Annotated in this window: 9 protein-coding genes; all 9 read left to right on the forward strand. The window is 54.2% G+C overall.

Annotation, left to right across the window (positions count from 1 at the left end):
* Nucleotides 1-53 precede the first annotated feature (53 nt).
* On the forward strand, nucleotides 54-4,223 hold the full coding sequence (locus tag B1748_RS11955; RefSeq protein ID WP_179215544.1) for a right-handed parallel beta-helix repeat-containing protein: 4,170 nt from the start codon (nucleotides 54-56) through the stop codon (nucleotides 4,221-4,223).
* A gap of 300 nt (nucleotides 4,224-4,523) precedes the next feature.
* The gene (locus B1748_RS11960; protein ID WP_087568282.1) at nucleotides 4,524-5,384 is read left to right on the forward strand and encodes an ABC transporter permease; all 861 of its coding nucleotides are present in this window, start codon (nucleotides 4,524-4,526) and stop codon (nucleotides 5,382-5,384) included.
* Nucleotides 5,385-5,396: 12 nt separating this feature from the next.
* A complete protein-coding gene (locus tag B1748_RS11965) occupies nucleotides 5,397-6,260 on the forward strand; it encodes a carbohydrate ABC transporter permease (protein ID WP_087568146.1) in 864 nt (287 codons plus the stop codon).
* Between the two features lie 70 nt (nucleotides 6,261-6,330).
* Nucleotides 6,331-7,959 (forward strand): extracellular solute-binding protein, encoded by a 1,629-nt coding sequence (locus B1748_RS11970; RefSeq protein ID WP_087568147.1) that lies wholly within the window; start codon nucleotides 6,331-6,333, stop codon nucleotides 7,957-7,959.
* Between the two features lies 1 nt (nucleotide 7,960).
* The gene (locus B1748_RS11975) at nucleotides 7,961-9,013 is read left to right on the forward strand and encodes an alpha/beta hydrolase family protein (RefSeq protein ID WP_087568148.1); all 1,053 of its coding nucleotides are present in this window, start codon (nucleotides 7,961-7,963) and stop codon (nucleotides 9,011-9,013) included.
* The gene (locus B1748_RS11980) at nucleotides 9,010-10,707 is read left to right on the forward strand and encodes a glycoside hydrolase family 2 protein (RefSeq protein ID WP_087568149.1); all 1,698 of its coding nucleotides are present in this window, start codon (nucleotides 9,010-9,012) and stop codon (nucleotides 10,705-10,707) included. The genes B1748_RS11975 and B1748_RS11980 overlap by 4 nt, the downstream gene beginning before the upstream one ends.
* A gap of 167 nt (nucleotides 10,708-10,874) precedes the next feature.
* Nucleotides 10,875-11,990, forward strand: a complete 1,116-nt coding sequence (locus B1748_RS11985) for an amidohydrolase family protein (RefSeq protein ID WP_256975632.1) — start codon at nucleotides 10,875-10,877, stop codon at nucleotides 11,988-11,990.
* A 3-nt stretch (nucleotides 11,991-11,993) separates the two neighbouring features.
* The gene (locus tag B1748_RS11990) at nucleotides 11,994-12,356 is read left to right on the forward strand and encodes a Rieske (2Fe-2S) protein (RefSeq protein WP_087568151.1); all 363 of its coding nucleotides are present in this window, start codon (nucleotides 11,994-11,996) and stop codon (nucleotides 12,354-12,356) included.
* A gap of 17 nt (nucleotides 12,357-12,373) precedes the next feature.
* Complete coding sequence (locus tag B1748_RS11995) at nucleotides 12,374-13,381, forward strand: NAD(P)/FAD-dependent oxidoreductase (protein ID WP_087568152.1); 1,008 nt, start codon at nucleotides 12,374-12,376, stop codon at nucleotides 13,379-13,381.
* Nucleotides 13,382-13,459 lie beyond the last annotated feature (78 nt).

A 13,459-nucleotide genomic window follows, 5' to 3' on the forward strand; every position in this document is an offset into this window, starting at 1 on the left:
AAGCGCATTCTTTTCTAGGCTTAGGCAGGACAATAATTGAGGGAGGGGTCAAGTTGAAAACGAAAAACCGGTGGGTAAAGCGGTTGGGAACGATACTGGCGGCATGCTTGCTGCTGCAGACTGCAGGGCTGTCCGGAGGCTTGGGAACGGGCATCTGGCAATCCGATATCGCCCAAGCGTCGCACAATGAAGGGGCATCGGCGCTGCTTGTCGTAAAGAACGCCTCTTCACTGACGGGTACGGACCGCGCCGTTCAAACGAGATTGGCGAATGAACTGGGTTATGAGGTTGCCATTATGTCGAGCGGCCTGACTGAGGCGGTTGTAAACGAATTCGGGGTGATTGTCGTCTCGCCGACAACATCCGTCATTCCCGTTGCCGTCAAGCAATCGGCAGTTCCGCTTGTCGCGGCAAGACCAAGCTTATATCCGATGCTGGGCTTGACGGGCAATACGGAAGGAACGGATTACGGCGAATTGCCGTCGCAAACTTCTATTTATATCGTGGAGGAAGCGGAGGAACACCCGCTCGCCGCGGGTTTGAGCGGCACGGTGGTTATACATGGAACGACCACGCTCGGTTGGGGGGAGCCTTCTGCAGAGGCGGCGATTGTTGCAACCGGCGTCACGTCGGCGCAGCCCGTATTGTTTGCCTACGACGTCGGGGCCGAGATGGCGTCAAGCTTTATTGCCCCGGCGCGGCGGGTTGCCTTGCCTTGGAGCAGCAGCATGTTTTCGGTAACGGCGGACGGATGGAGCCTGTTCGACGCGGCCGTGCAGTGGGCAACCGAATTGAATCCGCTAACGGGGCGCTCCATCACCGGCTTTGAGGTTGCCGGACAGCTCGGCCCAAGCGTAATCGATTCCTCCGCGCACACGGTTTCTTTTACGATGCCTGCGGGCAGCGGACTTGGAGCGATCGTCCCGAATATTACGTTGTCGGAAGGAGCGGCGATCGATCCCCCAAGCGGAGCGTCGGTTGATTTCACCTCCGGGACGGTCGCCTACACGGTGACGGCCGACAATGGCGAACAGCAGATATGGCAGGTTACTGTCCGGCAAGAAATGCCTTCCGGCACTGAAGTGGAATTGATCCGCAGCGGCAACGTCGAGGCTGTCTACGAGACGATACAGGAAGCGGTCGACGCGGCCCAAGCGGGAGATACCGTCCTTATTCGGGAAGGACAATATTACGAGAATATCGTCATAGACGGCGTCATGGGAACGGAGACCGCTCCCTTTACGATCATGGGAGCGCCGGGCGAAACCGTCATTGTAAACGGTGCGGACCCGGGGATCGCATCGCCGAATAACGGCAGGTGGACGCCGCTTGGCGATGGAGTCTACACGGCAACCGTGCCTTGGACGGGCGATCCGGAGAAGGCCCTGCTCACATGGGCTTCGCGCATTGACGGAGCGCTCTTGGCCGCCCATTACAATTTGGAGTTGTTCAACACGGGCGCGCGCGGCGACGACAAAACGTATCGGGCCGGCTCGACGGTGCGCATCAAGTTGGACAACGGGGCCGATCCAAACGAAGTGCCCTTGCTAATCGGCATCTCCGACGGCGTGTTCCGTATTCAGGACAGCCAGCACATCGCCATTGAAAATATGGAGATTAGGGGCGGCGGTTTCGCCGGTGTCTATATGAAAGGAGAAGCTTATAGTCATATTCGTCTGGACCGGTTGACGATCAGGAACAGCTTTCGAGGCATCAGCACGGACGATGAAGAAGACTCCGGATCGCATGTCACCATCTCGAACAATCTGATTGCGAACAACTGGCCTGCCGATTGGCGATGGGACGGTTATGTGGACGCCGGCTCTTCTTCGAACGAATTGCTGGCGCCGATGAGGGGCCACGGCATCGTGATGAAAGCGTCTCATTCGCAAATTCACCACAATGAAATAACCGGCGGCTGGGACGGTATGCAAGTGCAGGGAGAACATATCCAAATTCATCATAATACGATCAGCAATATGAAAGACGACGGCGTGGAACTGGAAAGCAACAATTCGGCCTATTTGGAATTTTACGAGAATCGGCTTTACGATGTGTTCGTCGGCTTCAGCATCGTGTCCGATACGCCGGGGCCTATCTATATATACCGGAACATCTTCTCGACGAACAAGCTGAGCTACTTCAAGCCCCAGACCGGGGAAACGTACCGCTACGGCTATTCCATCAAGAACGGGCGCGATTGGGGAGCGGGAGCGGAAAATGTGAAGGTGTATCATAATACGTTCTTCGACAAACGTACCAATCTGTTCGACGGGGAAGCGACGTACGATTGGAACGGCTTTGAATACTACAACAACATTTTTTATACGGAAGGCATTCGAGACGAGAAGGGGACGGTAGAGAACTCCCAACTGGGCAGCAACGAACGGTATGCGGACGGAAATCGGTGGAACGGCAATTTGTATTACAGCGAACGTTCCCCGCGTCTATTCTCCGATTGGAACGGCAGGGGGTATTGCCTGACATTGGCCGAATGCCGGGTCAAAAGTCCGGAGTATGAGACGGCTGGCATTCAGGCGGATCCGAGGTTCGCTGCGCTGGATAAAAGCAATGGCGCAAACAATGATTTGATGTTGGAGCCGGATAGTCCGGCGCGCGATGCGGGCGTGCTTACCGTCATCGAGCAAGGTTGGCCGGATTCGGTCGGGGCGGGTGACGGCATGCCGGATATCGGGCGTTACGAATTGACCGGAACCGCTCCTGCGCCTGGAGTTCCTCCAACGCAGCCGCTGCAACTGCAAGCAACGGAGGTTACGCCTTACTCTGTCAAGCTGGATTGGGCGGATCATCCGGAGCAAGGAAGCTTGCGAGGTTATAACGTCTACCGCGGTCTGACACCGGACGTTACGCCGACGATCGGCAATCGTATCGCTACGTGGGTAGCGAGTTCCGTTTATACGGACAAGCTGCTGCTGGAGCAGGAAACCGATTATTACTACGTTGTAACGGCGGTAGATTCGTTTGGCCGGAATTCCGTTCCGTCTGCGGCCGTTCTTGCGACGCCGCCGGCCGATACGGAGCCTCCGGCTTCTCCCGGATCGTTAATCGCGGGAACGAACGAGGAAGGCCATGTTTTGCTGGACTGGCAGGACAGCGGAGAAGAGGACTTTGTCTTTTATCGTCTCTATCGGAGCGAGGAGCCTTCCTTCGTCCCGAATGTCTCCAACCGAATTGCCGACAGTCTGACATCCAGCCATTATGTCGACGAAACGGCGGCTGCGGGTACGCAATATTACTACAAAATCGCGGCCGTCGATTGGAACGGCTTCGAGTCGGCGCCGGCGGGAATCGCTCAGTTATCCGTATCGAATGAATGGCGCAAGGCGGCGCTGCTGCTCGTCATGTCGGGCAATCATACCGAAGCGGACCTGGCGATCAAAGCCCGATTGGAAACATTGGGTTATGCAGTGACGATCCGTAATCACGATAACTTGACCGGCAATGAAGGAGACGGCTTCGATCTGATTTATATTTCGGCGACGGTCTATGTAAGCAGGATTAGCAATCTATTTAATAACGCTGCCGTCCCGCTGTTGAATTCTGACTACGGGCTGCACCGGGATATGCGATTCGTTGAAGCCCCGCTTCAAGGCCGAACGATGCATGATCAGACGCAACTGGTCATAACGGATCCCGTCTCGGAGCTTGCGGGCGGGCTGTCCGGCACCGTTGATGCGACGAACGGCCCGGTCGGATTCTCGTATGGGGAACCTCCCGTCGATGCGATCAAAATCGCGGTTATTCCGGGTACGGACCATGCGTCCATCTTCGGCTTCGAAGCGGGAGCGGAGATGGCGCTCGGACATATTGCCCCGGCCCGAAGACTTGCGACGTTTATGCAGGAAACGACGGCACTGAAGCTGACGGAGGCGGGTTGGACACTGTTCGATGCCGGCATCGGCTGGCTGCTTGGCGGTGTTCCGAATGCACCCGGTGAAGTAGAGATCAGCCTGGACGGAAATGCGTCGGCCACACTTGGATGGGAATTGGAGACGGAAGACGGGGCAATGGATTTTGTCGTATATCATAACGGAAGCATAGTGGACGACCTTCATGTTCAAAAGAACGGAGATCGATTCGAGACGGTCATTGGGCCGCTTGCATCCGGACAGACGCATACTTTCGTCGTCAGGGCAGTCGGCAGTTCAGGAAACGCTTCTGCACAAAGCGAACCGGTATCTATCTTCGATCTCGGCTGTTGAAACGAGGGACACTGCAAGCAAAGATGGACACTTGACGCCTGGAAATCCCGGTGGAGATAAGGGATCAAACGGAAGACCCTCTGCGATAATATGGAGCCTTTACCCCCGGCTCTTGATGAGATTAGGATAGAGTGGCATACCGACCGGCAATGACGCGGCAATTGCCGGCGCGGTCAGTGAAAGGGGGAGAAACGCATGAATAATCAACCAGCCGCAGCCGGAGCGCCCGCTCCGCAGCCGGAACGCGGCCGAGGCGGGTTGTTCCGCAGCCTGCTCAAATATAAAATGTTATATTTGCTCATGCTGCCGGGAATCGCTTATTACATTTTATTCAAGTATGTGCCGATGTACGGTATTCTGATCAGCTTCCAGAAGTATTCCGTGGTAAAAGGGGTGCTTGGCAGCGAGTGGGTGGGATTCACTCATTTTATCAAGTTTTTTTACGAGACGCCCGACGCTTGGCGGTTAATCCGCAACACGCTGATGCTGAATGTGTACGATATTTTATTTCACTTCCCGGCGCCGATTATATTGGCCATTCTGTTGAATGAGCTGAAAAATGCGCTGTTCAAGCGTGTAGTGCAAACAATCAGTTACATGCCGCATTTTCTGTCTACAGTGGTCATAGTGGGCATGGTTGTCAATTTTCTTTCGCCGCAGGACGGTATTGTGAACCATCTGCTCGTATCGTGGTTTGGCATGAAGCCCATTATGTTCCTTGGTTTGCCGGAATGGTTCCGAACCGTCTATATTGGCTCGGAAGTATGGCAAAAGCTTGGCTGGGGAACGATTCTGTACCTTGCGGCCATTGCAGGCATCGATCCGACTTTGTATGAGGCGGCGAAGATGGACGGCGCAAGCAGGCTGCAGCAGATCAGACACATTACGTTGGTGGGCATGATGCCCGTCATCATTATTTTGTTCGTGCTTAATTTGGGCAATATGATGGAAATCGGTTATCAGAAGATCATTTTGATGTACAATCCGATGATCTACGAAACGTCCGATGTTATTAATACATTCGTGTACCGAAGAGGCATTTTGGGGGCGGACTTCAGCTTTGCGACCGCCGTTGGCCTTTTCCAGTCGGCGATCGGCTTCGTGCTTGTCGTTATGGCGAACCGTTTGGCCCGGAAATATTCGGATACGAGTCTGTGGTAAGGGGGGACGAACATGAAAGTAAGCTGGAGTTCTCGTCTGTTCGATACGGGGAACGTTCTGTTTATGCTGCTGCTGTGCGCGGCGATGATCTATCCGATCGTATTTGTTTTCTCGGCTTCGATCAGTTCTCCCGCGCTCGTATCCAGCGGTCAAGTCAAGCTGATGCCGCAAGGCCTGACCTGGATTGCCTATGAACGCATATTGGCGTTGCCCGAGCTGTGGAGCAGCTACTGGAACACGATTCGGTATACCGTAGTGCAGACAGCGCTTACGCTGCTGGTCACATCCATGATGGCGTATCCGCTGGCCAAGCGGTGGCTGCCTGGCAGAAGAATCATTCTGTTGCTGGCTGCCTTTACCTTGCTGTTTAACGGCGGACTGATTCCGACCTTTCTGGTCGTACAGAAGCTGGGCATGTTGAATTCGATTTGGGCGATCGTTTTGCCGACGCTTGTAAACACCTGGTATTTGTTTATTATGCGAACATTTTTTGAGGCGCTTCCGTCCGAACTGGAAGATGCGGCTACAATTGACGGCTGCGGCTCGTTCGGGGTGCTGCTTCGAATTGTTATCCCGCTTTCCATGCCGGTCATGCTGACCGTGGGTCTGTTTACTGCGGTGGGACAATGGAATTCCTTCTTCGACGCGTTAATTTACTTAAACGACCGCTCCATGTATCCGCTGCAAATTTTGCTGCGCAACATTATTATCGCGGGATCGGGCTCGGAGTCGTATGTGGACGAAGGCGGCGGCACATTTGTGGAAACGGTCAAATATTCGACGATGATTATTGCGACATTGCCGATTTTATGCGTGTATCCGTTTATTCAAAAATATTTTGTGCAAGGCAGCATGATCGGCGGAATTAAAGGCTAGCGGCAGATGCTCGTCAATCGGGCACTGTTTCTATATAATTACAAAAATAAAAGGGAGGCTTGCAAAAAAGATGAAGACGATAAAAGGGAGCCGACATTTCGGACGTGCCGCGCTGTTGATCACGATGACCGCTATGCTGGTTTCGGCCTGCAGCGGGGAGAACGGCGGGAATGGAGGAAACCGGAATACGAGTCCGGCCAAAATCGAGGGAAGCGATTCGAATGCGCCAGGCGAAGGAGGGCAAACCGATTCGGCGCTTGTATCGGATAAGCCGATTACGTTCAAGTGGCTCGTTCCCGATCGTAGAGAGGCGCCCGTACGGAAGGATTGGGCCATCTTCGATCGCATCTTCGAACGCACCAATGCCCGGATCGAGTTCGAGCCCGTGCCGTCGGACGGCGTAACGGAGAAAAAACAAATTATGATCGCGACAAACTCGGTTACCGATTTTATGACGGTTCCGCATGCGGATGCGAGGTTGTACGGCAATGAAGGCGTGTTCCTGGACTTAAGCTCGTATATCGACGAGCACGCCCCCCACATTAAGGCCTACTTCGAGGAATATCCGGCAGCCAAGGCACTGGTGACGGGAGAAGACGGCGGCGTCTATTCCGTACCCGGCCTCGAAGGGCTCGGATTTAACTACAACTGGATCGTTCGTCAGGATTTGATGGAGGAATATGGGCTGAAATCGCCTGACACGCCTGAGCAGCTGTACGAAATGCTGAAGGCGTTCAAGGAACGCAATCCAGACAAATATCCGCTGGTTACGCAGGGAGTCGGCGGCACGACCGGGTTGTATAAGGTAATGCTGCGAGCGTTCACGGGCATTGAAGGTTATATTCAATTGGAGCCGGAGAGCGGAGAATATAAATTTGCAGGGGACCATCCCGGCTTTGTCGATTCGCTTGAATACATGAACAAGCTGTACAACGAGAAATTGCTCGATCCCGAGTTCGCTATTTTAAACGGCGCTCAGTGGGAAGAGCGGATGCTGACGGGCAAATCCTTTGTCACCTATCATTGGAAAACAAGGAATCAGCTATTGACGGATCGGGCGGCTGAGGCCGGATTGATACCGGGCTACAATGCCAATGCCATGCTTGAAATTGCCGCGTCCGGCATTAAAAAATATCAATATTCACGAGACATTTTTTCGACGGGCGGCATAGCGATTTCGGCTAATGTAAAAGACAAGGTTGCGGCCGTGAAGCTGCTCGATTACTTGCTGAGCGAAGAAGGCTCCGATTATTTGGCGCTGGGCATTGACGGAGAGACGTACGACCGCTCCGAAGGCGCCCCCAAGTTTTTGGAATCGTTGGGCCCGGCGCCTTATGACAAGCTGCGCGGGGAATACGGAATATGGTATCCGGAAATATCGTTAAATATGGGCAAATCCCGTGAAGCCGAACGACTCAGCGAGAAGGCGCAGGCGATTGAAGAGCTGTATCTGCCCATCGTCCTGCCAGCTCCGGCGCCGCTTGTATTAACGGATGAAGAGAACGAGATCAATAAGGAAAAGCTGAACAATCTTACGGTATATATAGAAGAGAAAATGACCGAGTTCGTTGTGGGTCGCACGCCGATTACTGCCCCTAATATTCAGGCGTTTATCGAGCAGTGCAAGAAGCTTGGAGCACAGGAGTTAATAGATATGTACAATACTGCTCGGGGGCGCACCAACGCGTCGAACTCGTAATATGATTCGATTCGAGCAGTACGAGGATCGCGAACGGTTGAAGCGACACGGCCTTCCCCAATCGTTTAAGTCGCCGTATCAGGACTTTTGTATTTATACGTCATCTATATCGCCAGGCGTTCGGCTAGGCATGAATGTGATTAAACCGCCGCAAGCCGGCCCCATGCTTGTACAATTGCACGGTTGGCATATGAGCATGCCGAAGCCGGCATACCGGGAGCGGCCGTCCGATTTGCCTTATCTGATCGTGCAGGTGGATATGCGGGGTCGCGCCTTCTCCGAAGGGGCGGCCGACTGCAATGGCTATGAATTGATCGATATTTATGACGCGATTCATTTCGTCCGCAAGGAGTATGCGGAGTGGCTGGACGACAGCGGGCATATCTATCTGGAAGGAGGCAGCGGCGGGGGAGGCAATGTGCTAGCGGCAGTCGCCAAATTTCCGGATTTGTTCTCCGCCGCGGCGGCTCTTTACGGCATTTCGGATTATGCCAGCTGGTACGAGCAGGATGCGACAGGGGAATTCCGCGATGAAATGGATGTTTGGGTCGGCTGTTCGCCGGAAGCGGACTTGGAGCGTTATAGGGCGAGAAGTGGCATCGCGCTTGCAGCGAATGTGGTCACGCCTCTCTACATGGCACACGGGGACCGGGATATCCGGGTTCCAGTGGAACATTCGCGCGAGTATGTTCGGGAGATGCGTCGGCTAGGCCGGCAATCGCTGATCGTCTACGAAGAGTTGCCGGGGGTAGGCGGCAGGGGTCATCTGACCAATATGACAGAGGAACAAGCGGTTTTCATGGGAGCCGCCGTCGAGAACCATCGTAGGGAGCAGGGCCGCAAGCCTGTGCTCCCGGCCGAAGGCGGGCTTATCGTTGGCGGCTATGTGTACACGAAGCCATTTCGTTTGTTGCTGGAGACAGTCAACGGCATGGCTTCCCTGACTTACGATCTTAAGCGGCGAATCGTTCGCGCCTCGGCGTCCGCTCCATACCGTTACGAATTGATATGGGAAGACGGGCAAGTAGAGAAAGGAGTGTGCGAAGTTCGATGATTAGACTGTTTAAGACGCACAAGATCCGTCAGTCGCAGGAACTGGAGGGGATGTGGGAATTCGCAACAACGGACGAAGAGATGGAGCCGGATGTTTATCCTTATCGCCTGGCCGTGCCCGGCTGCTGGGAGGCTCATCCGGATCTCAACCGGTATCGAGGGATCGGTTTCTACCGTCGAGTCGTTGAAGTGCAGGAGAGAAGCACGTTTCGGTTCGAGTTCAAGGGAGTCAGCCATACGGCGGACGTATTCTTTGATGGAAAGCCGATTGCCGACCATTACAATGCTTACACGGAGTTCAACGCAGTTGCCGCGGATGTAGAGCCGGGAAAACACGAGTTGCTCATTCGCGTCGACAATCGCTTTAATAGTCAATCGGCACTTCATATCTCCAACGATTATTATACGTACGGGGGGATCATTCGCCCGGTTGTCATGGAGAAGATTCCTTACGTCTTTATCGAGCGGCTGGCTTTCACCCCTGCATTCGCCAATGGCGAGTGGTCGGCGAACGTGCGCGTGCATGTGCGTAATACGGGAACCGAGGCAGGACACATCAGGCTCGACGGGGAGTTGGCGGGCATTGCCTTCGAATCGGATACGATCCGTGTGGAAGCAGGGAGCGAACGGATGATCGAACTCGTATCCGCTTTCCCCGGCGTCATGTCCTGGTCGCCCGCGCATCCCCGACTATACGAATTGGAGATGAGACTATACTTGGATGGCGCCGCGGAAGCGGCTGATGATCTGATTGAACGAGTCGGCTTCCGTACGGTGGCGGCGCGAGACGGCCAATTGACGTTGAACGGGGAAGCCGTTGCGATCAAGGGATTCTGTCGCCATGAAGATCACCCGCAATTCGGAGCGGCCATTCCTCTGCAGGCGATGGTTGCCGATCTTCAATTAATGCTGGACATGGGCGCCAACGCGGTTCGGACATCCCATTATCCCAACGACGAGCGTTTTCTCGACCTATGCGACGAGCTTGGCTTGCTCGTATGGGAGGAGAATCACGCGCGGGGGCTCGATCTTGCCATGATGCAGAACGTCCACTTCGAACGGCAATGCGAGGATTGCAACCGGGAGATGGTCACGAGCCATTACAATCATCCCAGCATTATTATCTGGGGAATATTAAACGAATGCGCGAGCGATACGCAAGAAGGCGAGCGAATGTATCGCAAGCAATTGGCGCAGATCAGAGAGCTGGACGGCAGCCGCCCGCTGACGTACGCATCCAACAAACCTTACGCCGACCGATCTCTGGACGCCGTTGATATTGTCTCGTTTAACCAGTATCCCGGCTGGTATTCAGATAAGGACCCGGGAGAGACGACAGATCGCTTGAAACAATGGGTCGACGAGCACGGAGGTCGGGGCAAACCTTTTATCATTAGCGAATTTGGGGCCGACGGGTTGTATGGAGTGCGCGACGCTGCGAGGGCGCGCGGAACGGAGGAGCGGCAAGCCGATATATTGACAGCCAATCTGGAGGCTTACGCAGCGCGGCCATACGTAAACGGTGTGTTCATCTGGCAGTTCTGCGACTGTCGCGTTACCGAAGAGCCCGATCCGAACGGACGGCTATGGCCGCTTACGCGCGCGGGAGCCATGAATAACAAAGGCGTTGTTGACCGCTACCGGAGACCGAAGCTTGCTTTTGAGGTTGTAAAGAAACACTTTGCGCAGCAATGATTGGATTCCCGTTCCCCCCGCCATGTACCCGGCGGGGGAATTTTGTTTTAACGACCTTCTAACAATAATCCAGATTCTCGTTCGTATTGTTCATGTACCATGGCCTGCCGGGCATTGTAAAGTGGAACTATAGGCGTAACCACAACGATAATGAAGGGATGATGAATATGGCCACTCCATCTATCATAGATGCAGATGTGCATAATGCCATTGCGCGCAAAGAGGATCTTCTTCCATTTTTGCCGCGTGCATGGCACGAATATTGGAAGGCGGCAGGACCGGGATACGGAGGAGGCTGGCAATCGCCGATCGGAGTGCTGCGGTCCGATGCCAGAACGAAGGATGGCGGTACGCCGGGAAGCGATCCGCAATTCATGTTGGAGCATCATTTCCATAAATATGGTATTGATTACGGGATATTGACAGGCTCAGGCATACTCGGCATATCCTTGAATCCGAATCCTGATTATGGAAATGTGGTCGCAAGCGCCTACAACGACTGGCTTGTCGAGACCTGGTTAAAAGCCAGCCCGGTGTACAAAGGGTCGATTCTGATCAACCACGCCGATCCGCAAGCCGCCGCACGGGAAATCGATCGTATGGCTTCGCACAAAGATATGGTGCAAGTCATTATGTGCAGCGGTTCCCGCATGCTCTATGGCCAGCGGTTCTTCCACCCGATCTACGAGGCTGCCGAACGGAATGGGCTGCCGGTAGCCGTCCATCCCGGTACGGAAGGAAGGGGCATAGCAGGAGCGCCTACTCCGTCGGGTTATCCGACCACTTATTTCGAGTGGCACAATATTCTCCCGATTAACTATATGGCGCATATCAATTCGTTGGTGTGCGAAGGCGTCTTCGAGAAGTTTCCAAAGCTGAAGTTCGTCGCCATCGAAGGCGGCATTGCCTGGCTCCCGCATCTGATGTGGCGAATGGACAAAAATTACAAAGGGCTGAGGGATCTTGTACCGTGGCTGAAGCGTCTTCCTTCGGAATACATCAAGGAGCATATCCGGTTGACCACGCAGCCGATCGAAGAACCAGACAACGCGGAACATCTGAATCAAATATTGGATATGGTAGATGCCGGCAACACGGTTATGTTTTCATCCGACTATCCTCATTGGGACTTCGACAACCCGAAGATGGCGCTGCGTCCGATTCGGAAGGAGCTGCGGCAGCGAATACTGGTCGATAACGCCATGGAACTTTACGGATTGTACGAAGCACCTCACCGGGTTGACGCCGGCGGCGAGGCAAGCGAAGCGGACAAGGGGGCTTAACGGATGGCTCAGACGAACAGCCGATTTGCAGTTGCAACGGAAGAGGAGCTGCGACAGTCAGGAAGAGTCATTGTGACGGTAAGTGGAATGGAGATTGGCGTATTCGCGGTGGGGGATCGCTATTTCGCTTGGCGAAATATGTGCCCGCACGGGGGAGCTCCCGTCTGCGAAGGACCGGTATGCGGGACGAAGCTGCCTTCCCTTGTTTATGAATACAAGTACGGCCGGGACCAGGAAATTTTGCGCTGTCCTTGGCACGGATGGGAATTCGACTTATTGACCGGCCGCCATTTGGTGGCAAATAGCGTCAAGCTGAGGGGTTACGAGGTTGAAGTTGAAGACGGCCGCGTTTATCTCAAATTATAAGAAAGAGGTTCATGTTGATGTCACTGACCATTCATAAAGCCAATCCTGTCGATATGCTCATTATCGGGGGCGGACCGACTGGATTGTTCGCCGCCTTCTATTGCGGGATGCGCAACAGCTCGGTTTTGCTGCTTGAAAGCATGCCGCAGCTCGGAGGGCAGCTAGCCGCGTTATATCCGGAGAAATATATTTACGACGTTGCGGGATTTCCGAAGGTGACGGCGCAGGAACTCGTCGATCGCTTGAAGGAGCAGTTGGGTCACTTTAAAACAACGATAATTGGCCTGGAGGAAAAGGTAACGAATGTCATTAAGCATGATGAGCGAATGTTCGAAGTGGTGACGGACAAAACCTCGCATTTCGCCAAATCGGTTATCATCACGGGCGGGGTTGGAGCGTTCGAGCCCCGTCGGCTGGAATTGCCGGAAGCGGCAAGGTTCGAAGGAGCAAACTTGCATTACTTCATCGATGATCTGAGTCGATTCCAGGGGCAGAAGGTGCTCATCAGCGGAGGAGGAGATTCCGCCGTAGACTGGGCGCTAATGCTGGAGCCAATCGCGGAGCAAGTAACGCTCATTCATCGCAGGGATAAGTTTCGCGCCCACGAGCATAGCGTCAATACGCTCGAACGATCGAAGGTGCAGGTATTAACACCGATGGAGATCAAAGCGCTTAACGGCGATGAAAGTATTGACTCGGTCTTATTGTCGAACGTAAAGACCGAGGAGGAACTGCGGCTGGACGTAGATGCGGTCATCGTCAACTACGGTTTCGTCTCTTCGCTTGGACCGATCGCGGAGTGGGGAATTGACATCGTTGACGGAGCCATTGCGGTAGACACAAGAATGGAGACGAGTATTCCTGGCATTTTCGCGGCCGGGGACATTACAACCTACTCGGGGAAAGTGAAGCTGATTGCCGTCGGCTTCGGAGAAGCCCCGACCGCGGTCAATAACGCGAAAGTATATGTGGAACCCGCGGCCAAGCTGTCCCCGGGACATAGCAGCCATATGAAGCGTGCCTAGACGTTAGCGTTTGTCGCATACGGTAACATCCTATCACCCGTAAGGGTGAGCTGAGACGTTCTGCTCTCGCTAACGGAC

This window comes from Paenibacillus sp. MY03, from assembly GCF_002165585.1.
Taxonomy (GTDB): Bacteria; Bacillota; Bacilli; order Paenibacillales; family Paenibacillaceae; genus Pristimantibacillus; species Pristimantibacillus agaridevorans.

What these genes read in the sequence shown, in the direction of transcription:
- B1748_RS11960 (WP_087568282.1), top strand. Translation starts at nt 4,524, where the DNA reads ATGCTGCCGGGAATCGCTTATTACATTTTATTCAAGTATGTGCCGATG.
- B1748_RS11965 (WP_087568146.1), top strand. Translation starts at nt 5,397, where the DNA reads ATGAAAGTAAGCTGGAGTTCTCGTCTGTTCGATACGGGGAACGTTCTG.
- B1748_RS11970 (WP_087568147.1), top strand. Translation starts at nt 6,331, where the DNA reads ATGAAGACGATAAAAGGGAGCCGACATTTCGGACGTGCCGCGCTGTTG.
- B1748_RS11975 (WP_087568148.1), top strand. Translation starts at nt 7,961, where the DNA reads ATGATTCGATTCGAGCAGTACGAGGATCGCGAACGGTTGAAGCGACAC.
- B1748_RS11980 (WP_087568149.1), top strand. Translation starts at nt 9,010, where the DNA reads ATGATTAGACTGTTTAAGACGCACAAGATCCGTCAGTCGCAGGAACTG.
- B1748_RS11985 (WP_256975632.1), top strand. Translation starts at nt 10,875, where the DNA reads ATGGCCACTCCATCTATCATAGATGCAGATGTGCATAATGCCATTGCG.
- B1748_RS11990 (WP_087568151.1), top strand. Translation starts at nt 11,994, where the DNA reads ATGGCTCAGACGAACAGCCGATTTGCAGTTGCAACGGAAGAGGAGCTG.
- B1748_RS11995 (WP_087568152.1), top strand. Translation starts at nt 12,374, where the DNA reads ATGTCACTGACCATTCATAAAGCCAATCCTGTCGATATGCTCATTATC.